At 38.2% G+C, this 23267-nt stretch carries 23 protein-coding genes; 7 read left to right on the plus strand and 16 right to left on the minus strand.

What is annotated here, in order from left to right; translation table 11 throughout:
• Nucleotides 1-10 precede the first annotated feature (10 nt).
• Genes T529_RS0105285 through T529_RS0105305 form a run of 5 tightly spaced genes read right to left on the minus strand, consistent with a single transcriptional unit; the run spans nt 11 to nt 4707 of the window.
• Nucleotides 11-796: an amino acid ABC transporter substrate-binding protein gene (locus tag T529_RS0105285; protein ID WP_033162573.1), complete on the minus strand. Its 786-nt coding sequence runs from the start codon at nt 794-796 to the stop codon at nt 11-13.
• Between the two features lie 46 nt (nt 797-842).
• Nucleotides 843-1163: a hypothetical protein gene (locus T529_RS0105290; protein ID WP_033162574.1), complete on the minus strand. Its 321-nt coding sequence runs from the start codon at nt 1161-1163 to the stop codon at nt 843-845.
• 15 nt (nt 1164-1178) lie between these two features.
• Nucleotides 1179-2381 (minus strand): class I SAM-dependent rRNA methyltransferase, encoded by a 1203-nt coding sequence (locus tag T529_RS0105295; protein ID WP_033162575.1) that lies wholly within the window; start codon nt 2379-2381, stop codon nt 1179-1181.
• 57 nt (nt 2382-2438) lie between these two features.
• Nucleotides 2439-3311: a YitT family protein gene (locus tag T529_RS0105300; RefSeq protein WP_033162576.1), complete on the minus strand. Its 873-nt coding sequence runs from the start codon at nt 3309-3311 to the stop codon at nt 2439-2441.
• 1 nt (nt 3312) lies between these two features.
• Nucleotides 3313-4707, minus strand: coding sequence for an MATE family efflux transporter (locus T529_RS0105305; RefSeq protein WP_033162577.1), 1395 nt, complete (start codon nt 4705-4707; stop codon nt 3313-3315).
• 151 nt (nt 4708-4858) lie between these two features.
• On the opposite strand from T529_RS0105305, the gene T529_RS0105310 reads away from it, so the two are divergent.
• The 4 genes from T529_RS0105310 (at nt 4859) to T529_RS0105325 (ending at nt 7531) form a co-directional block, all read left to right on the plus strand.
• Nucleotides 4859-5557, plus strand: a complete 699-nt coding sequence (locus tag T529_RS0105310; protein ID WP_033162578.1) for a deoxynucleoside kinase — start codon at nt 4859-4861, stop codon at nt 5555-5557.
• Nucleotides 5550-6185, plus strand: coding sequence for an HD domain-containing protein (locus T529_RS0105315; protein ID WP_033162579.1), 636 nt, complete (start codon nt 5550-5552; stop codon nt 6183-6185). Before T529_RS0105310 ends, T529_RS0105315 begins: the two co-directional genes overlap by 8 nt.
• A gap of 54 nt (nt 6186-6239) precedes the next feature.
• Nucleotides 6240-6752, plus strand: coding sequence for an ECF transporter S component (locus tag T529_RS0105320; RefSeq protein WP_051646868.1), 513 nt, complete (start codon nt 6240-6242; stop codon nt 6750-6752).
• Nucleotides 6753-6826: 74 nt separating this feature from the next.
• Nucleotides 6827-7531, plus strand: coding sequence for a gamma-glutamyl-gamma-aminobutyrate hydrolase family protein (locus T529_RS0105325; RefSeq protein ID WP_033162580.1), 705 nt, complete (start codon nt 6827-6829; stop codon nt 7529-7531).
• Nucleotides 7532-7544: 13 nt separating this feature from the next.
• Here T529_RS0105325 and T529_RS0105330 read toward each other — a convergent pair whose 3' ends face one another.
• Together T529_RS0105330 and T529_RS0105335 are read right to left on the minus strand one after the other, a co-directional pair.
• Nucleotides 7545-8492, minus strand: a complete 948-nt coding sequence (locus T529_RS0105330) for an AEC family transporter (protein ID WP_033162581.1) — start codon at nt 8490-8492, stop codon at nt 7545-7547.
• Nucleotides 8485-10206 (minus strand): glycoside hydrolase family 2 protein, encoded by a 1722-nt coding sequence (locus tag T529_RS0105335; RefSeq protein ID WP_051646869.1) that lies wholly within the window; start codon nt 10204-10206, stop codon nt 8485-8487. Before T529_RS0105335 ends, T529_RS0105330 begins: the two co-directional genes overlap by 8 nt.
• A 91-nt stretch (nt 10207-10297) precedes the next feature.
• On the opposite strand from T529_RS0105335, the gene T529_RS0105340 reads away from it, so the two are divergent.
• On the plus strand, nt 10298-11671 hold the full coding sequence (locus T529_RS0105340; protein WP_033162582.1) for an aminopeptidase: 1374 nt from the start codon (nt 10298-10300) through the stop codon (nt 11669-11671).
• A gap of 27 nt (nt 11672-11698) precedes the next feature.
• Here T529_RS0105340 and nudC read toward each other — a convergent pair whose 3' ends face one another.
• The 7 genes from nudC to T529_RS0105375 form a co-directional block, all read right to left on the minus strand.
• On the minus strand, nt 11699-12529 hold the full coding sequence (gene nudC, locus T529_RS0105345; protein WP_033162583.1) for an NAD(+) diphosphatase: 831 nt from the start codon (nt 12527-12529) through the stop codon (nt 11699-11701).
• A gap of 542 nt (nt 12530-13071) precedes the next feature.
• Nucleotides 13072-13887: a TIGR02452 family protein gene (locus T529_RS0105350; protein WP_033162584.1), complete on the minus strand. Its 816-nt coding sequence runs from the start codon at nt 13885-13887 to the stop codon at nt 13072-13074.
• Nucleotides 13888-14038: 151 nt separating this feature from the next.
• Nucleotides 14039-15145: an ABC transporter ATP-binding protein gene (locus T529_RS0105355; protein ID WP_033162585.1), complete on the minus strand. Its 1107-nt coding sequence runs from the start codon at nt 15143-15145 to the stop codon at nt 14039-14041.
• Nucleotides 15132-17318: an alpha-galactosidase gene (locus T529_RS0105360; protein WP_033162586.1), complete on the minus strand. Its 2187-nt coding sequence runs from the start codon at nt 17316-17318 to the stop codon at nt 15132-15134. Before T529_RS0105360 ends, T529_RS0105355 begins: the two co-directional genes overlap by 14 nt.
• A gap of 29 nt (nt 17319-17347) precedes the next feature.
• Nucleotides 17348-18178 (minus strand): carbohydrate ABC transporter permease, encoded by an 831-nt coding sequence (locus T529_RS0105365; RefSeq protein WP_033162587.1) that lies wholly within the window; start codon nt 18176-18178, stop codon nt 17348-17350.
• Entirely contained in the window at nt 18178-19050 is an 873-nt protein-coding gene (locus T529_RS0105370) for a carbohydrate ABC transporter permease (protein WP_033162588.1), read from the minus strand. The genes T529_RS0105365 and T529_RS0105370 overlap by 1 nt, the downstream gene beginning before the upstream one ends.
• An 18-nt stretch (nt 19051-19068) precedes the next feature.
• Entirely contained in the window at nt 19069-20337 is a 1269-nt protein-coding gene (locus T529_RS0105375; RefSeq protein ID WP_033162589.1) for an ABC transporter substrate-binding protein, read from the minus strand.
• Nucleotides 20338-20519: 182 nt separating this feature from the next.
• Between T529_RS0105375 and T529_RS0105380 the strand changes: the two genes are divergently transcribed.
• Entirely contained in the window at nt 20520-21368 is an 849-nt protein-coding gene (locus T529_RS0105380; RefSeq protein WP_033162590.1) for an AraC family transcriptional regulator, read from the plus strand.
• 76 nt (nt 21369-21444) lie between these two features.
• On the opposite strand, the gene T529_RS0105385 is transcribed toward T529_RS0105380, so the two are convergent.
• Entirely contained in the window at nt 21445-21852 is a 408-nt protein-coding gene (locus tag T529_RS0105385) for a C-GCAxxG-C-C family protein (protein WP_033162591.1), read from the minus strand.
• Between the two features lie 556 nt (nt 21853-22408).
• Between T529_RS0105385 and T529_RS0105390 the strand changes: the two genes are divergently transcribed.
• Nucleotides 22409-22945, plus strand: a complete 537-nt coding sequence (locus T529_RS0105390) for a hypothetical protein (RefSeq protein WP_033162592.1) — start codon at nt 22409-22411, stop codon at nt 22943-22945.
• 51 nt (nt 22946-22996) lie between these two features.
• Here T529_RS0105390 and T529_RS0105395 read toward each other — a convergent pair.
• Nucleotides 22997-23267: IS30 family transposase (locus tag T529_RS0105395; RefSeq protein ID WP_156032170.1), on the minus strand; the 271-nt coding region annotated here is incomplete at its 5' end.

Here is a 23267-nt window from a genome sequence, read left to right on the forward strand (position 1 = left end):
AACGCTTGGTTTAATTTGCTTTTAGAATGCCATAGTCAGCTTTAAACCACTTCTTGCTGATCTTCGCAAAAGTGCCATCCTTGACCATAGCGATTAACGTTTTCTCTACTTCATCACGAAGCTTTGTATTGCCCTTCTTGAAGCCTACTGCATATTGTTCTGAAGAAATCGATTCATCAAGAATGGCATAAGTGTTTTCTTTACCTTCAATTTGTTTCTTAGCGACAAATTCATCCATGGCTACTGCATCAACAGCACCACTTTCTAAGTCCATCATGGCTGTATTGTAGTCGGCAACACTTAAATAATTCTTGAATGAACTCTTCAGTTCCTTATTGGCATCAATGGCTGACTGGGCTGATGAGTCTTTCTGGACTTCCATGATCTTACCCGCCAAGTCTTTGAGTGTTGCAATCTTGCTAGCTTTCTTAACAACAACAACCTGGCGGTTATTCATATATGGTTTTGTCCAAGTATATTTGTTTTCTCTGCCATTCATAGTAAAGCCATTCCAGATACAGTCAATTGTACCACTATCAAGTTCCATGTCCTTGGCATCCCAGTCAATAGGCTGAAGCTTGATCTTCTTGTTCATGCGTTTAGCCGTTTCTTTCGCAAGATCAATATCAAAGCCCGTAAAGTTTCCTTTGTCATCCTTATAGCCAAATGGTGGGAAGTTCTGGTCAAAGCCAACAGTAAACGTATCTGCTTTCTTTGAAGAAGAGCCTCCACAAGCTGTCAATCCAACAGCGAGTAATCCTGCTAAAAGGATTGTCCCTAATCTTTTCAACTTCATAAATATCCCCCTTTTGTGGCATTATATCATAAATAGAAATGCTTGCCTACTGTTGATGAGTTTGCTTTGCTTTCCAGAGTTTATTCTCCTCAACCTTGACTTCATCATTCTGACGATAGATATCTTCATAATAAGAATAACGTGCTTTCTTGAGTATACGATATTTCGTATCATCAGAGATATTCTGTAAGAACTTCTTGATTTCCTGTGCTTCTTCATGTGTTGAATCCAAGATTGTCACAAGCTCAAGGTCTTCTAAGTCCTTGCGGTCATAGCTTTCTTTGACAGGTATCAAGCCACTCTCTTGATATCGTGCAAAGTTTTCATTTGTAATTCCCAGAATATGTTGCATTTCATCAAGACGCATAAAAATCTCCCCTAACTATTTTTCATCCGTAACCTGAAAAATATAAAACTTTAAATAACTTGAATCACTGGCTCCCCATAATATTGGATGATCAGGTGATTGCTGACGAAATTCAATCTGACGTAAACGCTTATGGACAGAGCGAGCTGCCTGCTCAATAGCCTTCACAAAGTTCTCATTATCCATAAAGTGAGAACATGTACAGCTAGCCAGATAGCCACCATCTTTGACAAGCTTTAAGCCTTCACGATTGATTTCACGATAGCCTTTGATGGCATTCTTGATGGAGCTTCTGCTTTTTGTAAAGGCGGGTGGATCGAGAATGACAACATCAAACTTCTTTCCTTCTTCAACAAGTTCAGGAAGGAAATCAAAGACATCATGTTGTTCAAAGTGTACCTTGTCTTCAAGATGGTTGAGTTTTGCATTATCATTGGCCAGTTCAACAGCTAAATCACTTGCATCCACACCAAGAACATCCTTTGCTCCAGCATAGCCACAGTTCAAGGCAAATGTACCAATATAAGTAAAACAATCAAGAACGGTTTTATCTTTGACAATTCTCTGCATTGCAAGACGGTTATATTTTTGATCAAGGAAGAAGCCCGTCTTCTGGCCATTTTCTACGTCAATATGATAATGTACACCATTTTCCACAATATCAAACTTTGTCGCAAATGGCTCTCCAATAAAGCCTTTAATACGACTTAAGCCTTCTTTATCACGTTCTTTCGCATCGCTTCTTTCATAGACGCCACGAATCGTAATGCCATCTTCTTGCAGCACTCCTTTCATCAAATTGACAAGACGCTCTTTGAGTAAATCCATGCCCAAAGTCAAGGCCTGAATGACAAGAACATCTTCAAACTTATCAATCACAAGTCCAGGCAAGAAATCCGCTTCACCAAAGACAATACGACAGCTCGATGTATCAACTGTATCTTTACGATATTGCCAGGCGTGAGAGAGACGCATCTTAAAGAACGCATCATTTATTTCCTGCTGCACATTACGGCTCAGCATGCGTACGCGTATTTTAGAGTTCTGGTTGATATAGCCAATACCTAATGGATAGTCATTGTAGTCATGTACTTCGACTAAATGTCCATTCTTGAATCTTCCCTTAATTGTTTCTATTTCATTATCATAGATCCATAAACCACCTTGTTTAAAAGATCTACCTTCACCTTTTTTGAGTGTTACAATTGTGTTTTCCATTTTTTAATACCTCAAAAAAAGATTATAAAAAAATATTGCATGAGTGCAATATTTTTCTTAAGAATTGAGAAATCTTTCTGTTCTATTGATTTTTGTCCAGTCCGTAAAGTTCTCACCTCTGACTTCAGTGACCTTGCTGACAATCATAAAGGCATGCGGATCAATCGCATAAACACCACTTCTTAAGCTATGTAAGTCTTTTTGATTGACTACGGATAGTAATGCTTTGGAATCATCCAAATGATAACCTGTTTCAACCTTTAATAAAGTCAAGCCCTTATCAAGATCATGAATGAGAAGATTTCTGATTGCTTCATATTGTGTGGATATGAGAAGAACCTGATAACTTGTATGACCGAATGTCAGAATACGATTCATGATGAAGGTTGTCGTAAAAAGCATAATGATACCACAGACTGTCTTGGTGATTGGAGAAAATGTAGCCTGGAATAAGAGTTCTGTTAAATCAAGGAGATTCATCACAACAGCAACTGGCCAGTGGAAGAATTTGTTGAGGACAATGGGTGGAATATCCATACCACCCGTGCTTGCCCCGCTTTGAATGACTAGGCCAATCCCTGCACCAGCTAGAATGCCACCCATCACGCAGGCTATAAGAGGATCATTTGTGAGGTGAATCTGATCTGTAAAATAACTTGTGACTTCAAGAAGGAGAGGGTATATAAATGTTGCCAGGAGTGTTGTAGCAGCAAACTTCTTTCCCATAAAGATGAAGCCCACAATAAACATGATGATATTAACACCCGTTACAACCATATTGAAATTCCAATGCCAGAAATGACGGCCAATAAGACCTAAACCGGTTGTTCCACCAGAAATAAAGCCAAAAGGTAATACGAAGACATTCACTGAAAGTGCCAACAATAATAATCCGATAAGAATTTTTATGACAAATTCAAAACGACGCATACTATTCCTCCTTTGCTTGTTGATAGGCGTGATCAATCTCCGTTTCGATATTCTTATTTGGTAATTGTCTAAAGAAGCGTATGACAATTGGGACACATGTCAAGAAAGTCAGTGCATCACCAACTAACTGCGAGATTTCTACCCCTGTGATACCTAAGAACATTGGTAAGATGATAAGTGCAGGAATATAGTAGAGCCCACTTCTTAGTGAGGCAAGCAGACTGGCAATTTTTGCCTTACCAATGGACTGGAACATCATGTTGCAGACAATGCCCAAAGGCTGCAAAATCAAAGCAAAGCACTGAAAACGCAAAGCTCTTACACCAATTGCGATAACGGCTTGATCATCCCTGAATATACTAACAAGTTCTCTTGAAAAAAGCAATCCGACAATCGCTGCCCCCATTAAAAGTATTTCCCCTAGCCCCCATGTAAAATAGAAGCCCTGACGAATACGTTTATATTTTTTTGCCCCATAATTATAAGCACCAACAGGCTGATAGCCCTGGCCAATACCAACCATCATTGAGGCAAAGAAAGCGACAATACGTCCAACAATCGTCATTGCGGCAATGGCTGCATCGCCATAAGGATTGGCTGCAATATTAAGAGTCATGGTAGAAACTGAGTTAAGCACCTGACGCAGTAAACTTGGTAATCCATTTGAGACAATATTACCAATGGCAAGTTTGCGTAAATGGAAATGTTTGAAAGAAATCTTGCTGATGGTCTTGCCTGAATAAAACATATAGAAGAGAATGCCAAGTGAGACATATTGCGAAAGTGCCGTTGAAAGACCAGCACCATGAATGCCCATCTTCAAGCCAAACATAAAGATGGGATCACCGATCATATTCAAAACACCACCAGATACCAACCCAATCATCGCCAGTGATGCTTTGCCTTCATAACGCATGATATTATTCAAGACACAGCTTGCCGCTAATGCAGGCCCACATATCAACATATAATAGCCATAAATTCTCGCATAGGGAAGAATGGTTGTGGTTGAGCCCAACATATGCATGAGTGGGGTAATAAAAATAAGTGCTGGAATAGTGAGAATTGTGGTGATGACAATTGACATCAGAAACGCTGTTGAAGCATAGTTGCTAGCTTCATCAACACGGCCCTGCCCTAAGAGACGAGAAATATTGGAACCAGAGCCATGACCGCACATAAAGCCAATTGCCTGATAGATGGCCTGAACACTCATTAAAATGCCCACCGCAGCAGCCGCCGCCGTCCCAATCTTGCCGACAAAATAAGCATCAACTAAATTATAGATCATTGATACCATCATCGAGATAATGGTTGGAATGGCAAGCTGAGGAATGATAACTTTAATAGGTGTTAAGACAAGTTTTTCATATTGTTCCTGTGTTTTTCTATCCATATTCATACCTTCTTTTCGTTCGTAGTATAGCACGCTTTCCTTTATCCAAAAAGCAACTTCCTAAATTAGGAAATCTTTATCGTCATGGTTGTTTGCCGAAGCAAAACATATTATACTCAGTTAGATTCTAGAAAAAGGAGTTACAGTATTGATGATAATTATGTCTGGCGCTATTGGCGCAGGTAAAAGCAATTTAACGACATTTGTTTCCAAGCATCTTGGAACAGAAGCATTTTTTGAACCCGTGGGCGATAATCCTATTTTGCCACTTTTCTATAAAGATCCCAACCATTATGCCTTCCTACTTCAGATTTATTTCTTAAATAAGCGTTTTGCGATGATCAAAGAAGCGATGACCAATGACAACAATGTCCTTGATCGTTCCATCTATGAAGACAGCCTCTTCTTCCATATGAATGCGGAAATGGGGCGCTGCAATGAAGAAGAAGTCAAGGTCTACGATGACCTTCTTGAGAACATGATGGAAGAACTTCCCTATGCCGCCCATAAAAAAGCACCCGATCTTCTTGTCCATATTGATATCGATATCACAACAATGCTTGCTCATATTAAAAAGCGTGGTCGTGATTATGAACAGATAGAGAATGATCCAACTTTAAGAGAATACTATATCAACCTCTTAGAACATTATACCCCTTGGTATGAAGCCTATGATGCTTCCCCAAAGATGACCATCGATGCATCCCAATATGACTTTGTCAACTCTCTTGAAGACCGTAAGATTGTTCTTAAAAGCATTGATGACAAGCTTCTGGAAATTGGCAAGATTGATGAAGATGAATATGCCAGCTTAATGCTGAAGCTTGAAAGGATGCAGCTTGATGACTAAAGAAGTTCTTGATAGCTTACTTAGCGATCTTCAAAAATTCTTTAAGGATGATTATAGTGGTCATGACTTTAACCATACAATGCGTGTCTATAAGCTTGCCAACAATATCGCAATACAAGAGCACGCCAATCTTGAGATTGTGAGCTTAGCTGCTCTTCTTCATGATGTCGATGATGTCAAGCTAACGCAAAGCATCAACTATCAAAATGCCCGCTTATTGATGAATAGATATGGCATTGATAAAGCAACACAGGAAGAAGTCATTGCGATTATTCAGGATGTTTCCTTTAAGGGCAATCAAAGCAAGTCCCCTTCTACACTTGAAGGCAAGATTGTACAGGATGCTGATCGTCTTGATGCCATTGGAGCAATTGGCATTGCCAGGGCATTTACCTTTGGTGGCAACCACAACCGTCCTCTCTACAATGATGAAAAGCCAGAACGCAACATGGATGAAGCAAGCTATCGTCAGCATCAATCAAGTACAATCAATCATTTCTATGAGAAACTCCTACTTCTTAAGGATATGATGAATACGGAGTGTGCTAGAGTTCTCGCTGATCAGCGTCATCAGTTCATGGTAAACTATTTAGAAGAATTCTTTGATGAAGTAGAAGGCAAGAAATAGATTCCTCTTTACAATAAATAGGATTTTTCTATAATTGGCCTAGGAGGTCTTGCCATGAAACATAATCAGACTTACCATATTGCCATTTATGGTTTAGGTATTGCCATTGTCTTTATTTCCACAATGTTCATTCAAATTCCTATTCCCCTAGGTTATGCGAATTTAGGAAACTGCTTTGTTTTCTTGTTTGCGATGTTCTTAAATGAAAAAGCTGGCTTCATTATTGGTGGTGTTGGTTCAGCTTTAGCCGATTTGCTTAGCGGCTGGAGTATGTGGGCTATTCCAACATTTTTCTTAAAAGGCCTGATGGGCTATCTTGTTGGTATAATTGGGAAGAAGGAGGTAACTTCCCTTCATTCACCCTATCTCCTACTTGCCTCACTCATTGGAACACTTGAAGGGATTATTGGTTATTCTCTTGTTGGGGCAATCATTTATCACTCCTTGCCTACTGGTCTTATGCAGGCTCCTGGCCTGATTGTTGAAGGGATTGTGAATATGGTTGCATTCTATATAATTTATGGTGCACTTAATGCTGGAAAAGTGAAACAGTTGTTTAAGAGATAGTCGTTGCGGCTATCTTTTTCCTTGACTCCATATCTATCAAGATATACTGTATGGACAAAAAAGGATGTGAGAATATGAAACCAATTATTGGCATTGTTGCTTTATATGATGAAAAGCGTCATAGCTATTGGATGTTACCTGAATATACAGAAGCGATTAATAAATCCGGGGGGATTCCTATTATTTTACCTTATAATGTAGATATTGAAGCCATCATGCCTCATCTTGATGGTGTGCTTTTTACAGGTGGTCAGGACATTAATCCACTTCTTTATGGCGAAGATTTGTTAGAGAGGTGTGGTCCCTATCTTGAGGCAAGAGACTATTTTGAAATAAAGCTAATGAAGGAAGTGCTCGATCAAGATATGCCTGCTCTTTGTATTTGTCGGGGGCTTCAGCTCTTAAATGTCATTCATGGTGGTACCCTCTATCAGGATTTGCCTTCCCTGCATCCTTCTTCTATCAAACATGATATGCTTAAGCCCTATGATGCACCTTGCCATCAAGTCACCCTTCAGCAAGATACGCCTCTACAAAAGCTCTTGAAGCAGGATACAATTGGCGTAAATTCCAGACATCATCAGGCCATCCAAAAACTTGGCAATCATCTTGAAGTCATGGCAACAAGTGAAGATGGTCTTATTGAAGCTATTGACGTTTCCAATAAGACATTCATCTGGGGTATTCAATGGCATCCTGAGCATAGTTTCCACAATGATGAAAAGAGCCGTCTCATCTTCCAACAATTCATCACAAGCACAAAGAATGCTGGCCAATAAGCCAACAGTCTTTTTAAATCGTATGTAATGTTCTAAGCAGGAAAATCCAGAACGTGAGTGTAAAAGCTGAAAGGATTGTTGTAAGAATGACGGTATTGCTTGTAAGAATGCCTTCATGATGCATATTACGACACATGACATAACTTGATACTGTCGTTGCTGAACCAAGCATGATGAGTATGGCAACAAGCTTGTCATATCTGAAGCCGAACTTGATTGCAAGAGGCAAGAAGATGATTTCAAGGCCGACAAGCTTAATAAAGGAAGCAACAATGGCATTCTTAAGCTGACCACCAATTTTCTTCACATCCACGCTAGCTCCCATGGCCATTAAGCCGAGTGGCGTAGAAAGAGCTGCCACTTCACTTAAGAATTTATCAGGAATCTTGCCCAGTGGAAGATTCAAGATGGAATAGAAGAAACCTAAAACAATACCAATAATAATTGGGTTCTTAAAAATACCTAGAATGGTTTTCTTTAAGACAGCTTTGTTGAGCTTTTCTGCTCCTGGTTCTGTTAACGAAAGCACTACAACAGCCATGATATTATAAAGTGGTACGGCGCCAATAATCATCAAGGGTGCCATGGTCGCACGTCCATAAAGATTACTAATATAGGCAATACCAAGAAGTGCAGCACTTGAACGATAGCTTGCCTGAATAAATTCTCCCTGAAGGTCACGCTGTTTAATCAAAAGACTTGATAAAAGCGTAACGATTAAAATGGACGCAAATGTCGCAAAGAAACAGAAGAGGACAAATTTAGTATCCCAGGCTTTAATGAAGTCTGTTGTTGCTAGCTGATGGAAAAGCAACACAGGCAAAGGGATACGAAAGACGAAGGTATTGAGCTTAGCTGCCAGTTCATCATCCATCCAGCCAATTCTATTAAGAAAATAGCCAAAGACCATCAAAAGAAAGACCGGCATTGTCGCATTCAAACTAAAAATCAAATTATTCATTTCCAACCTCCCTGTCAAAGAGTCCATAGATTCTTTGAGCAATGCCTCTCATGATCTCCTGATCACATTTGACAACTTCTCTGTCATAAGTGATTAAGCCGTTGACTTCATCTTCGATGTCTGAAAACTGGGTATAGATGCTTCCAGCAAGACCATGGGGGATGTTCTTCATGATATCACGGATCATCAGTTTACGGTAGGCTATCATAAAATCTTTACGACTTGAAACTCGTTTATAGCCATAATTCTTTTTGCCATAGAAATGATTATTGATTTGATAGTTCATCCCACCAAACTCACTTAAGATAATGATGCGTTGACTCTTTTTAAGATGAAGAGGACGGAAGTAGTTATGAATGGAAAGAAAATCCCCTGCTTTCATATCAAACCAACCAGAAGCACTGTCGACAAAGCGTTCTGGATCAAGTTTCTTGATATAATCCGTCACTTCTTGACTATCAAACTGCCCCCAGCCTTCATTGAATGCAACCCATGTATCAATGGACACAAAGTGCCTAAGATGTTCTATTGTCTCTTTGACCTCACGATAATATGCTGCTCGGTTATCTGGATCAGGACGTTTCATCTGGATATAGTTATGATCATCACGCTTGGATTGTAAAGCAGGAAAAAGATTGGGTTGAACAGTGACAAACTGATCATCATATCTCTCTCCCCCATTGACCATATCCTGCATGACAAGAATACCTAACTGATCGCAACGGTAATAGAAACGACTATTTTCAATCTTGACATGCTTACGGATAGTATTAAAGCCCAATGACTTGACAAGCTTCAAATCCTTGATAACAGCTTCATCACTTGGTGGACTCATCAAAGTTCCCTGATAATACCCCTGATCTAATAAGCCATAATGGAATATGGGCTTGCCATTTATTGCCATATAGTGATGGCCATTGATTTCCACTTGACTAAATGCCCGCATCCCAAAATAACTTGTAACATGATCATGACCATAAATGAGTTCTACATCATAGAGACATGGATGATCAGGTGACCAGAGTTGAATATTTTTTAATGCGATGAATGCCTGTTGACAAGCAGGAATATGGTAAGTTGTAGATTCTTTTGTATCTGGCTGGTGAATAATCACTTCAACATCTTCTAGATCACCCATTGTACAGACTTCAAGATAAACACCTTGTTTTTGTAAGTCAGGCTTAAACAAGACATCTGTAATATATTGTTCATCAACCCATTCATACCATACAGTCTGCCAGATACCACTTACTGGCGTATAGTACATTCCTCCATGGTGAAGGCGCTGCTTGCCCCTGGCATGATTGCCATAATCCGTATCATCTTGGACAACCACCTTAATCTCATTCTCACCTTCAACAATCTCATTGGTTATATCAAAGCTAAAAGGCAGATAGCCCCCATCATGCTTCCCAACGAAGCAGCCATTAAGAAAGACCTCACAATATGCATCGACTGCTTCAAAATGGAGAAGAAGGCGTTGATGCGCATGTTTTGTGAGATGAAAAGTACGACGATAATGCAAATAATTGCCCGGAAGCAAAATACGCTCAACTCCTGATTTTTGACTTTCAGGAGGATATGGTACAAGAATCTTACCATCATAGTCATCAATTTCCTTATTGATGGAAAAGCCATAATCCCAATAGCCATCCAATGTTGTATATTCATCACGTCTTAACTGCGGACGTGGATAGTTTTTTTGTTCTTGCATTTTTATCACCCCAACAAGTATAACATATAGATTCATTTGCTTGAATGTAGCGTATAAAAAAGATAGAATAGATAGGCAAGGAGGATTTGAAATGGAAAGAAAATTTTTATGGGAAACATATGATGAAAATCAGTTGAGAAACATGAATGAAGTTAATGAACGTTATAAGAATTGCTTGAATGTTGGTAAGACTGAAAGAGAATGTGTAACCCTCGCAACAAAGATGGCTCAAGAAGCTGGTTATGTAGATTTAAAGGATGTCAAGGAAGTTAAGCCTGGCAGCAAGATCTATGCAACTTATAATAATAAAACAATTGCTTTATTTAATATTGGTACTGATCCTATTGAAGATGGTATGAATATTCTTGGTGCACATATCGATTCACCACGTCTCGATATCAAACAGAATCCACTTTATGAAGCACAGGGCTTTAGCTATCTTGATACACATTATTATGGTGGTATTAAGAAATATCAGTGGGTGACTATTCCTCTCGCCATTCATGGTGTGATTGTGAAAAAAGATGGCACTGTTGTCAATGTCTGTGTTGGTGAAAAGGAAGATGATCCAGTCTTCACAATTACTGACTTACTTGTGCATTTAGCTCAAGAACAGATGCAAAAGAAAGCTAATGTTGTTATTGAAGGGGAAAATTTAGACTTACTCGTTGGTTCTGTCACTGATAATGGTGAAGATGTTAAGGAACGTGTTAAGTCTAATACAATGAAGCTTTTAAGCGAGATGTATGGTATTGAGGAAGAAGATTTCTTATCGGCTGAACTTGAAGTTGTTCCTGCTGATAAAGCAAGAGATTTAGGCTTTGACCGCTCAATGGTTCTTGCTTATGGTCAGGATGATAAGATTTGTGCATGGACATCATTATTTGCGATGCTGAATGTCGAAAATCCAACAAGAACTTCATGTACACTATTAGTGGATAAAGAAGAAATTGGTTCTGTTGGAGCAAGTGGTATGCATTCTCACTTCTTTGAAAACATGCTTGCAGAAATTCTTTACTTAATGGGCAAGGAAAGTGATATTGCCGTAAGAAGAACTTTAGCACACTCAACAATGCTTTCAAGTGATGTCTCAGCTGGCTTTGACCCACTCTTCCCTGATAAATTTGAAGCAAAGAACTCTGCATTCCTAGGCAAAGGTATTGTCTTCAACAAATTTACAGGTTCAAGAGGTAAATCTGGCAGCAATGATGCCAATGCTGAATATATGGCTAAGATTCGTAAAGTGATGGATGACAACAATGTTGCCTTCCAGACAGCAGAACTTGGTAAAGTTGATGTAGGTGGCGGAGGAACAATCGCCTATATCATGGCTAACTATGGCATGGAAGTAATTGATGCTGGTCTTGCCGTATTATGTATGCACTCTCCTGCTGAAATCAGTTCAAAGGCTGATGTTTATGAAGCAGTAAGAGCATATGAAGCATTCTTAAGAGATATGAAGTAAGCAAAAGGGACTCATCACGAGTCCCTTTTAACATGTCTTGCCTTCTTTAAATCTTTGCATCATTTCATTTGTGAGTGAAAGATGATCGGGCTGTAAGACAATATCTTCACGTCTTACAAAATGAGCAATCTTTAATTCATTACGATCCATATGAATCGTATTGTCTCCATCGACATCACAATAGAATCCTAGCAACAAGTCATCGACAAAGCCCCATGGCTGAGATTTATAGTAACGAATATTCTTGACCTTCAAGCCCACTTCTTCCATCACTTCTCTCTCCACAGTCTGCTCAATCGTCTCCCCGATTTCCACAAATCCTGCCACCAATGCATTATGGCCATAACCCTGAGCATATTGTGTAATGCAGATGCGATCACCATCAATAATGCCCACAATCACCGCCGGAACAATACGTGGATAGACGCGATGCCCGCATGATGGGCATGATAGCGCACGTTCTTCTTTCACCCTGATCATCTTGTCGCCACATCTTCCACAATACTGATTATTATCATACCAGTTCGCAAGCTGATAGGCTGTAACCAGGGCATAGAGGAAACTTGCTGAATGCTTATCATCCGTTCTTAATGACCAGACATCCTTAAAGACATAGCCTTCTATTTCTTCATTATCACGAATAAGATAACAACGAATATCATCAATCTTGAAAAGAAAGATATAGTCATGTTTCTCTTTTAATTCCTTCTTGACTGGAAAAACAAGATGGTCCGTATGCTCTTTGACAAGAACACGTTTATTATCAAAAATAAAAATAACATCGTCATCTCTTACATCATGTTCATAATCATGATCATAAGGATTGATGAGCTGATGTGGTTCAATATCCTGTATCATAATTTCACCTCAAAAAGAGAATACACCAATTGCCCAAGAAAAGAAAATCATCTACACAGATTTTGAATACTTCTTGAACTCTATCATCACTCCAATAAATTCAACAGGAGGCCTTCGAAGCCTCCTGTTTTTATGTATTGAATTGTGATACAAATAATCCCTTAAGGTTTTTTTACTAATTTTCTTTATAATTAAGACTACGAGCAAGAAAATAGTACAGTAAATCATGCCTTTAACAACAAAAGGAAGTGATAAAGAAGGTATATACGAGAGAACCAGTATGCCTATCACTACGATTACTATGTATAAGTATTTGATTATGTTATTGAACTCTTCCTTGTGCATTTTAATAATCAAAGATTCTATTATAGAGAATACGCCAAACATTAAAGAACAATATCATTCATGCAAAATTTAAAATATTACATTTATGATGTCATTCCCCTATGATAAAGGCGTGAAAGAAGTAAGATCAGGCATATGCCGACGGGATTCTGCTTCTTTACCTTGATAAAGCGCCAAATAATGGCGTTTTATTTTTATTATGATTGTGTTTGATGAAAGACCTCCTCGAATGCTTCATAATTCTTGCGTGATGAGGCAAATGTAGGAATCGCAAACACGACCTGATCAAAATGATCCCGATATTCTTCTTCAACAAGAATACTATAAAACATTTTAGCAACTTCTTTTGCATCATGGCCAAAAGCACCACATCCCCATGCCCCAAGCACGACATTGCGATAGTTGAAATGAATGCAGACATTCAATAAATCCCTGATCTTGATTTTCATAATGGGCATAAGATAACGTTGTGGAATATGGCCTGCCCGGCCATTGAGGTTAGGTGCTGCATAGCTGATCACACTTGTAACAAATGAGTCTTCAACAAGCTGACCTTGAGCATCTCTAAAGACTTCTACTCTTGGTGAAACCAGCATATATTCTGAATCAAAGCCATTCAAGTTTTCAAAATTATAATGATACATTTCACTCGCTTTCTTGTTGCCAATGGAGAAGAAAAGCGTTGAATGACGACAAAGAGCTTCTTCCTGAGCATTAGCCCCTTTTAGAAATCCGCCACCAGGATTAAGAGCATTAGCGAAATTCAGGACGATTGTGTCATCTTTAAGACATCTTGCAGCTTCAAAGCTGTCCTTTCCAACAACCTGAATCATACCTTCTCCCTCATATTCTCTTGCTTCCTCAGAGAGTTCTCTGACTAACTCAGGTTTAACAACAATAACTTTATCTATTTCATCCCTTGATAGCTTCAGTGAATGTGCTTGATGATCTATTTCATAATAGCCCTGATCAACAATCTTTAATGTTTCTTTTGCGATTTTTCCAAGATTCATATCAATTCCCCCCTGTTACTATTATAAAACAAAATAGAAACACATGCCTACTATTCTATTTGATTATATTGTTTTTATGTTGAATTATTTCTCTCAAGCACAAATTGAGTTGGAATAATCAAAAAGGATCAGCATATGCTGACCCTTATGTTTATGAAATAGCTTTTCCCGTTTCCTTATCGAATAAGTGAATCTTATTCTTATCAATAGCCATTGAGATTGTATCACCATCTTTGTAATCAAAACGTGATGGTGTTTTTAAAATCATATCCTTTCCATGATAATTAAAATATAAATTCATTTCTGAGCCAGTATTTTCAACCAAGTCCAAAGTTGCATTAAAGATAGCATCAGGGTAAGTATCGACCATGATCTTTTCTATATGTAGGTCTTCTGGTCTAATGCCTAATGTAACAGTTTTGCCAACATACTGATCAAATGTGGCATTGACTTTTCCAGCAGGAATAGCAAAATGAAGATCTTCATTCTTAATATAATATGTGTTGCCTTTCTTTTCTAAAAGAACGTCTGTTAAGTTCATTTTTGGTGAACCAATGAAAGTAGCAACAAACAAGTTAGCTGGATGATCATAAATATGTGCTGGTGTATCGAACTGCTGGATCACACCTTTATTCATGACAACAATACGATCTGCCATTGTCATGGCTTCTGTCTGATCATGAGTGACATACACAAATGTTGTATCAAGCTGCTTATGTAATTTTGCAATCTGAGCACGCATTTCTGTTCTCAGCTTTGCATCCAAATTAGATAATGGTTCATCTAATAAGAAAACTTCTGGATTACGCACCATTGCACGTCCTAATGCAACACGTTGTCTCTGTCCACCTGACAAGGCACGTGGCTTACGATTCAAGTATTCCGTTAATCCTAAGATTTCTGCAGCATGTTTGACTTTTCGATCAATTTCATCTTTAGGTGTTTTCTTCAACTGCAAAGCATAGGCCATATTCTTATAAACTGTCATATGAGGATAAAGTGCATAAGTCTGAAATACCATTGCAATATCACGATCTTTTGGCTGTAACTCATTGACGACGCGATCACCAATATACAGCTCACCTGAAGTGATACTTTCTAGACCAGCAATCATACGCAATGTTGTTGACTTCCCACAGCCTGAAGGACCAACCAATACGACGAATTCTTTATCTTTGATATCGAGATTTAAATCTGGGACAACAGTAACATTATTATCATAAGTTTTTTCCACGTGTTGGAAACTAATTCTTGCCATTTTCTTTTTCTCCCTTTAATTTTGTTAAGTGTATTGTATAAGCCTGGTACTCACCTTGTTCAATAATGAGTGGTAGGCCCTGTGTTTTTAATACATTGGCTTCATAGAAGTGACCTTGATCATCCTTATAACATGCATCCTTTTCAAGACCTTCTACTTTAATAAAATGTGCATAGCGTGCACTTTGTGTGATGATTCTTACTGCAAAGATGAGTGCTTCTTGGCGATCTTCACTAACGAAAGCATAAGCTCCTACTTCATCATGAAGTGGATTTGTTAGGCGGTAATAGAGACCATGATGAATTAATGAAGCATAGTTTTTAAATGTTTTAACCTGATTCTTTATCGTTGCTCTATCATCATCGCTTAGCTTGGTGATATCAAGCTCATATCCAAAGCTTCCGCTCATACTAACAACGGCACGTGTATTCATCGGTGTGATTCGTCCATTCTGATGATTAGGTACCGCTGAGACATGGGAACCAAAACTACTGATTGGGTAAATGAATGAAGACCCATACTGGATTGTTAAGCGGTCAATAGCATCCGTATTGTCCGATAGCCAAATCTGTGGTGTATAGTAGAGCATTCCTGCATCAAAGCGTCCACCGCCCCCGCTACATCCTTCAATCAGCAATGAAGGATAGCGTTTAATAAGCCGTGCTAAGAAGTCATAGAGCCCTAGGACATAGTCATACATTACTTTGCCTTGCATCGTTGTTGATGAATAAAGATCAGAAATACTTCGGTTGAAATCCCATTTGATATAATCAATTTCAGCATGATCTAAAACATCACAAACCTGATTAAAGATTGCATCAACAACTTCCTGACGTGAGAAGTCAAGAACAAGCTGATCTCTTGAACGAATAAACTTGTGACCGGGTACTTTTAAAGCATAATCAGGATGTTTGCGATAAAGATCACTGTCTTCATTGATACATTCTGGTTCGAACCAAATGCCAAATTTCATACCCAATTCATGAATGCGATGTGTTAAGGAAGCTAGGGATTCCCCTAATTTTTCCTCATTAACATACCAGTCACCCAAACCTGCATCATCATTATTACGCTTGCCAAACCAGCCATCATCCATGACAACCATATCAATATCACAATCCTTAGCACTTTTCGCTAACTGATAGATGGCTTCACCATCAAAATCAAAATAGCAGCTTTCCCAGCTATTAATTAAGATTGGTCTTAATTCTCCCTGATAAGGGTCACGAATTAAATATTTGTTCATACCCTGATGGAGGTTTTGTGACAACTTCGTTAAGCCTTCAAAAGAATAACTTAGCATGACTTCTGGAGCATAGAAAGTTTCTTCTTTTCCTAATGGATAATCAAAGTAATCGGCAGCAATACCCATAGCCATACGTTTCTGATTATACTGATCACCTTCGACTAAAGCCTCAAAACTGCCACTATAAACAAAGTTCATACTATATGCATCACCACTGGTTTCTGTAGCATCATGACTGCAGAGAATCAAGGCTGGATTGTATTGATGGCTAGAGGTGCCTCGTTTTGAAGAGACCTTGTAAATGCCATGTTGAATGGCTTGACGGTTAGGTATACGCTCCATTGTATGACGGCCATAAAAACTTATAACATCATAGTTGCCAGAAACAAAATCCAATGAAGCTGATTTGATATTGTCAATAATAATTGGCTGACCATGATTGATAATGCGTACACTACGGGTAATGATATCCACATCTTCATAAACAGAATATGCCAAGATGACTTCTAAGTGAAGAAAGGAGTCTTCTAGCGTTATTTCCAATGATTCAGCATTCACTTCACGCATCGCAGGAAGACCCTTTAAAACTGTCTTTCCTTGAATGACTTCTGCTTTTTTAAAGCGTAAGTCACAGCCATAAACACCTTCTTGCGTATGTAGGGAAAATGAAGTACTACGAAAGTCACCACTGCCATCAAAAGGAAACTCCTGAGGCAATACATCTAGTGAGTAGGTACGATCTTTTAAAGCATCGTATGGATTCCCACTAAAGCCACGGTCTTTCTTTACAAGCAGGTATTCAGGAGGCAGGATTGCCTTTCTTCCATAATAGAGATGTAATAGATAACCATAGTCATCAGCTTGCATCATATATGTTGTGTTTTTCGTATGTAAAGCGAATGTTCGCTCATTGATTGAAATCGACATAATAATACTCCTTTATCCTTAATAAGTGTTTATTTTACTGCCCCATTAACTACTCCATTCAAGATCTGCTTTTGTGCAAATACATAGAAGATTAACATTGGCAATAAAGCTAATAAATATGAGGCAAAAGCTAAATTATAGTTTGTCCCAAATTGTGTCTGGAAAGTAAGCTGAGCTAAAGGTAATGTATTAGCACCAGAACCAGACATGATGACTAATGGGGTCATAACGTCATTCCATGTACTTAAAGCTGTCAGGATTGCCACTGTGGCATGCATAGGTTTCATAATTGGGAAAATGATTGTCCAATATGTTGACCATGTTGTGCCTCCATCAACCTTAGCAGCTTCTTCTAGTGCTTCTGGAATATTTGTCAGATAACCACTATATAACATGACATTGATAGGCATAAAGAACACCAAATAACAAACAATAACACCAACAATATTCGCAATATGTAAGTCTGCTGTTTCTTTAACGAGGGGCATCATTAAGATGGCAAATGGTACAAACATCCCGGATACAATATAGAAATAAGCACGATTAAACCATTTATGGCGTTTCTTCATACGGCCAATGGCATAACCAGCCATGGAATGTAAGAGAACGGACAAGATGACTGTTACGCCCGTGATTAAGACTGAGTTCAATAAGCTATGCCAGAAATCCGTTACCTTCATTGCTTGTGCAAAGTTTGACAAACTCCATGATTTTGGCAAAGACAAGATGGAAGCAACACTATTGCCCATTTCGCTAGGTTGCTTAAAGGCAATGACTACAGTGATATAGAGTGGGAATAGGACAGTTACTAAGCCTAAGATTAAGAGGATTGTGACTGGCCAATTATATTTCTTTTTCATTATAACTGTTCCTCCTTTTTACCCATGAATTTTAACTGGAAGATTGATATGAGCACAATGACAACGAAGAATAAAACGGCATTAGCACTTTGGAATCCAAACTGTCCACCGGACATTCCATTATTGTAAATGAGGTAGGATATGGATTCTGTTGACTGAGCTGGACCACCTTTCGTTAAGGCCATGATCTGATCGAATACCATTAATGCATTCTTCATTGTGAGAACAAGGTTGATGGTAACGAATGGTAAGATGAGAGGTAATGTTAAAGTTCTGAATTTCGTCCATCCCGATGATCCATCGATTGCTCCTGCTTCATAAACATCTTCTGGAACAGTCTGCAAGCCAGAGATATAGATAATTGTTTGCATGGCGATAGCCTGCCATGCACAAACGATGACAATTGCAACCCATGCCCATTTTTGTGAAGCAAGAATAGAACTGCCACTACCAAATAACATCTTCTCGAAAGCTGGCAAAATATAGGTAAAGAAATAATTGAAAATGTAACCAACAACTAAGGCACCTAAGATATTAGGAACGAAATATAAGGCACGTAAGCCACTCTTAAACTTAATTTTTGAATTTAAACCTAGGGCTAGTACAAGGGAAATCACATTAACAAGAATAGTGACACAAATGGCAACCCCAAATGTAAATAAGTAAGAATGGTCTACACGTGCATCTGTAAATAAATCAAGATAGTTTCTTAGACCAACACTTTGATATGACCCATATCCACGGAAATTTGTAAAGCTGTATAAAAAGCCCTTGATCAGTGGGTATGTATTAAATAAGAAGAACAGTGCAACGAGAGGAATTGTCATCCAGACGTATGTTTTATCGAAGTCAAGTTTGCTTTTTTTCTTCATAACATTTCTTTTCCTTTCCTAGCTTTGATGCGTTTTATTGTATTCTTGAACCTTGCGGATAATGTCACGATTGTAGCGTTTCCAGTCCTTATCCCATTTAGCTAAGAAGGCTTTCTTATCACCCTTTAAGAGATAACTCTGGACAATGGCATCGCATCCCATTGTTGATGGATAATGGTGATCCTGATAGTCAATCATCTTGCCACTCTCAATCCATGGGCGCATGTCATCAAACTGCTTTGGTAAATTAAAGTCACCAGTGCGGCAAGGTAATGACATTTGAGCATTAATATATTTCTGTAAGTTCTTTTTTTCTAATAAGTATTCTAAGACTGTATAAGCTGCTTTTTTATTTTTGCAGGCTTTAGTCACACCAAACATCAGGTCAATGCCTGAGTTTAAGTAATTCTTATTTTTGCCATTATTGGCAGGCATTACAAATGAGCCAATATGCATTTTAGGATTACATGAAAGAATCTGAGGAATGGCATAAGAACCAATTGTATACATTGCTGACTGCCCTTTTGCAAATGCTGTACAAGCATCATTGTAGCCATATGCAGCTACTTCTTTCTCCCCATACTTTAATAATGTTTTGATCTTCTGTGCTGTTTCATCATATTCCTTCGTAAATGTTGTTTTGCCTGCATTGACATTTTGTGTTGTATTAGCCGGTGCTAGGGAAACAGCTAATGAGTTCCATGGGGCCATTGTTGTCCAGGTGTCCTTATAGCCGAAATAGAATGGCAAAAGTCCATCATTTTTCATTTGTTCACATAAAGCCATTAATTCATTCCACGTATCAGGAACTTTATAGCCATGTTCTTCAAAGATGTCTTTGTTGTAAAGAATACCAGAAGCATTAGCAACATAAGGCAAACCATAGATACCTTTTGTAGGAACATATTCGAGCTGATCAAGCATATCAATATAGGCTTTTTTGATCAATTTGATATCACCAAAATCAGAGATATCTGCTAAAATGCCAGCATCAACAAATTCTGAGAATGTTGCGTCACCACCAATACCAATGATATCTGGATAGTCTTCACGAATAAATCGTGTTTTCATAACTGTAACAGCATCATTTGGTGAAGAGATCTTGAGTTTAATATCAGTGTGTGTAGCATTGAATTCTTTCGCAACTTTATCAAAATAGGTTGCAGCCTCCTGCTTATAGGAAATAATTTCAATCGTGGTTTTCTTAGAAGACGAATTTTGACATCCTGCAATGGATAAGACCATCGTCAGTGTAAGAAGAACACGCATAACTTTTTTGAGTCTCATAGTGACCTCCTATTCATTTTTTACCTCAACAGCTGTTTTTCATTTGGCACCTATAGTGTAACATTCCATTTTGCGACTTAGAATACCTTAAAAACGCTTTTTTTATACCTTTATTCGCTTATTCACTCGAATATTGTCATATTAAATCTCATCATGGTATAATCCTATCTGAGGTGATATATATGCAAGACTGGCAGTTTTCCATTTTCCCCAATCAGACATTTATTGATTTAACGCTTTATCAGTATGGCGGTGAAGTATGCAAGCCTTCACATCTCTTTGGTCCAGCAACAAGAAATCATTATCTTTTCCATTATATTTTAAAAGGTAAGGGCATCCTGCGGGCTATTAATGATAAAGGTGTTGATGTTAGCTATCGCTTAAAGGCTGGTGATGGCTTCATGATTTTCCCTGGCCAGATTACAACTTATATTGCAGATACACATGATCCCTGGGAATATATGTGGATTGAATTTGATGGTTTACGTGTCAAAGAAGCATTGGATACAGTCGGTTTAACACTTTCTTCTCCAATCTATCATTATATCTATGAAGATACGCATAAAGAAATGGTAAAGCATATGATGCATATTGCTACAAGCAAGAATTCCACGCCTTTCGATTTAATTGGTCATTTGTATCTGACGCTTGATAATATGATGCGTTCAATCAAGATCACTGAACAACATTCTGGTAATCGTCTGGTTGATTATTATATGCATGAAACAATGGTCTTTATTGAACAAAACTATATGTACGATATCTCCATTGAAGATATTGCCAATAACATTGGTCTCAACCGTTCCTACTTCGGCAAGCTTTTTAAGCGTGAAACCGGTAAAACACCGCAATCCTTTTTACTCAATTACCGTATGATTAAAGCTTGTGAGTACTTAAAAAGAACTGAAATGCATATTGCTGATATTTCTCAAGCTGTTGGCTATGAAAATCAGCTTCATTTCTCTCGTGCTTTTAAAAACATTTATGGCTTATCTCCCTTACAATGGCGAAAACTGAATCGCGAAAGATAGTGCATATTGTTGTAGGCTTGTTTAATGTCAAAACATCTCTCATATGGCAATAAAAAAAGAAGAGCATTTCACCCTTCTAGTCAATAATATGTCTTTCCTGCAATATATTTTCGACATAACTAATCGCTTCATAAACCATTGCATCACAATGTGGCTTTTTTGCCCCACCCTTTTCAAAATTTGCTTTAAGAAGATCAGCACAGTTCATCATGCCTTCATGGGCATCTTTGAATCGTTTATAATACTGGGTGATTGTTGCAGGATCATCTACGCCATATAGTCCCAAGACCATTAAGCCACCTGTAATTGCCCCACAAGTAGAAGCCATCTTCATGCCTGAGCCAAAGTTAGCAGCAATTCTGTAAGCCGTCTCTTCATCAAGATTGGCATCCTTTACAAATGGTACGAAAACAGCCTGGGCACAGTTATAATGACGATCAGTACGTGCTCTTAATTTTATCGCTTCATCTAAATATTTACTCATACAATTCTGCTACTAAAAACATATACAATTGTGTACATGCTAGATGATTCGCTACAATCTCACGATTTGTAGTTACTGTTTCATTGTGTATGCTTTGGCGATTGCAAGCAATACGCTACTCACAAGTTCCTGTACACTCCACAGTCGTAAATTCCCGACTAAGCCATCGGTACATACCTATAAATTCTTTTTCATTGATTAGATATAGGTTTTCATCTAAATAGCTTTTCCTTTCTTGATATTTTTCTTTTTTGCTACTTGGTTTTCGTAGACTTCTACCATTACTCAATCATTACCATCAAGGTTCTACCCTATAGTTAACAAGACTATTTCAACTTGCACTGGCTTATCTTTCCTATGATTTCAGTGGTTTTAAGTCACCAACTAACACTCTGGGTTTTGAGTGCCTTTGAGTACATTGACTCACATTTAATTCGGTTTTTAGTTACTTATATTTCCTCCTTATGTGCACCTATCGTATCACTATCAGGAATAATTGTATAGCTTTAGTTTGATGAAAAAGGATGCTATAATAGTGAGGAAAGTGAGTGATAGTATGCAATATTTTCAAAATAACCGTCTTAAGATGATGGCAGGTATTTATGAAGAATTTGATCGTGGTGAACTCAATGAAGGCTTAACAGGCTTTAAGAAGCATCTCTCACAAGATGAAATCAATGCCATACAGATTCTTTTTGATTATTTCTATGCCTTTATGGAGCATTGCGAAGAGGAAGGGATTGTTCTTGATGCCACATATGCCACCCTTTACAATCTTCCAGATGCCTTACAGTCTTTTTATACAAAGCAGGCGCATAAATATCTTCCTAGTAAGCTCCATGATATTCTTGCCCGCACTCTCGCAAGCTACCTGATGATTCTTGCAAGCAATGTCCATCAGCTAGATATCAGCTTTCATAAAAATGAAGGAGGACTTTGGGCCAATATGTATACGATATCAGTTAATGATATTGATTTACTTGAAAGTGCCCTTAATGTATTTAATGATACTCAATGGCATTTTGAAGCATTATCAAATGATTACAAGAAACTCAGCAATGTTAATCTTATAGACTATTTAACGCAAGCATGAATCATTGATTCATGTTTTCTTATGGATGATTTGTCAAATTAAGTGCAACACCTACGATGAGTTACCCAGTAATTCTTCTTTAGGTGTTTTATATTTTATGCATTTACGTGGCCTGTTATTCATTAAATTCAGATTCTTTTTCAATTCCTCCGGGTCCACTTCAGACAGATCCATTCCTTTAGGATAAAACTCCCGCAGTAATCCGTTCGTATTCTCATTGGTTCCTTTTTGCCACGCACAGTAAGGATCACAGAAATAGGTTTTGCATCCTAATGCTGCTTCGATCTTTTCATACTCTGCGAATTCCTTTCCTCTGTCGAAG

It is taken from the genome of Sharpea azabuensis DSM 18934, assembly GCF_000702165.1.
Taxonomy (GTDB): Bacteria; Bacillota_I; Bacilli_A; order Erysipelotrichales; family Coprobacillaceae; genus Sharpea; species Sharpea azabuensis.

Coding starts and splice junctions, on each gene's coding strand:
- T529_RS0105285 (WP_033162573.1), bottom strand. CDS start 796: ATGAAGTTGAAAAGATTAGGGACAATCCTTTTAGCAGGATTACTCGCT.
- T529_RS0105290 (WP_033162574.1), bottom strand. CDS start 1,163: ATGCGTCTTGATGAAATGCAACATATTCTGGGAATTACAAATGAAAAC.
- T529_RS0105295 (WP_033162575.1), bottom strand. CDS start 2,381: ATGGAAAACACAATTGTAACACTCAAAAAAGGTGAAGGTAGATCTTTT.
- T529_RS0105300 (WP_033162576.1), bottom strand. CDS start 3,311: ATGCGTCGTTTTGAATTTGTCATAAAAATTCTTATCGGATTATTATTG.
- T529_RS0105305 (WP_033162577.1), bottom strand. CDS start 4,707: ATGGATAGAAAAACACAGGAACAATATGAAAAACTTGTCTTAACACCT.
- T529_RS0105310 (WP_033162578.1), top strand. CDS start 4,859: ATGATAATTATGTCTGGCGCTATTGGCGCAGGTAAAAGCAATTTAACG.
- T529_RS0105315 (WP_033162579.1), top strand. CDS start 5,550: ATGACTAAAGAAGTTCTTGATAGCTTACTTAGCGATCTTCAAAAATTC.
- T529_RS0105320 (WP_051646868.1), top strand. CDS start 6,240: ATGAAACATAATCAGACTTACCATATTGCCATTTATGGTTTAGGTATT.
- T529_RS0105325 (WP_033162580.1), top strand. CDS start 6,827: ATGAAACCAATTATTGGCATTGTTGCTTTATATGATGAAAAGCGTCAT.
- T529_RS0105330 (WP_033162581.1), bottom strand. CDS start 8,492: ATGAATAATTTGATTTTTAGTTTGAATGCGACAATGCCGGTCTTTCTT.
- T529_RS0105335 (WP_051646869.1), bottom strand. CDS start 10,206: ATGCAAGAACAAAAAAACTATCCACGTCCGCAGTTAAGACGTGATGAA.
- T529_RS0105340 (WP_033162582.1), top strand. CDS start 10,298: ATGGAAAGAAAATTTTTATGGGAAACATATGATGAAAATCAGTTGAGA.
- nudC (WP_033162583.1), bottom strand. CDS start 12,529: ATGATACAGGATATTGAACCACATCAGCTCATCAATCCTTATGATCAT.
- T529_RS0105350 (WP_033162584.1), bottom strand. CDS start 13,887: ATGAATCTTGGAAAAATCGCAAAAGAAACATTAAAGATTGTTGATCAG.
- T529_RS0105355 (WP_033162585.1), bottom strand. CDS start 15,145: ATGGCAAGAATTAGTTTCCAACACGTGGAAAAAACTTATGATAATAAT.
- T529_RS0105360 (WP_033162586.1), bottom strand. CDS start 17,318: ATGTCGATTTCAATCAATGAGCGAACATTCGCTTTACATACGAAAAAC.
- T529_RS0105365 (WP_033162587.1), bottom strand. CDS start 18,178: ATGAAAAAGAAATATAATTGGCCAGTCACAATCCTCTTAATCTTAGGC.
- T529_RS0105370 (WP_033162588.1), bottom strand. CDS start 19,050: ATGAAGAAAAAAAGCAAACTTGACTTCGATAAAACATACGTCTGGATG.
- T529_RS0105375 (WP_033162589.1), bottom strand. CDS start 20,337: ATGAGACTCAAAAAAGTTATGCGTGTTCTTCTTACACTGACGATGGTC.
- T529_RS0105380 (WP_033162590.1), top strand. CDS start 20,520: ATGCAAGACTGGCAGTTTTCCATTTTCCCCAATCAGACATTTATTGAT.
- T529_RS0105385 (WP_033162591.1), bottom strand. CDS start 21,852: ATGAGTAAATATTTAGATGAAGCGATAAAATTAAGAGCACGTACTGAT.
- T529_RS0105390 (WP_033162592.1), top strand. CDS start 22,409: ATGCAATATTTTCAAAATAACCGTCTTAAGATGATGGCAGGTATTTAT.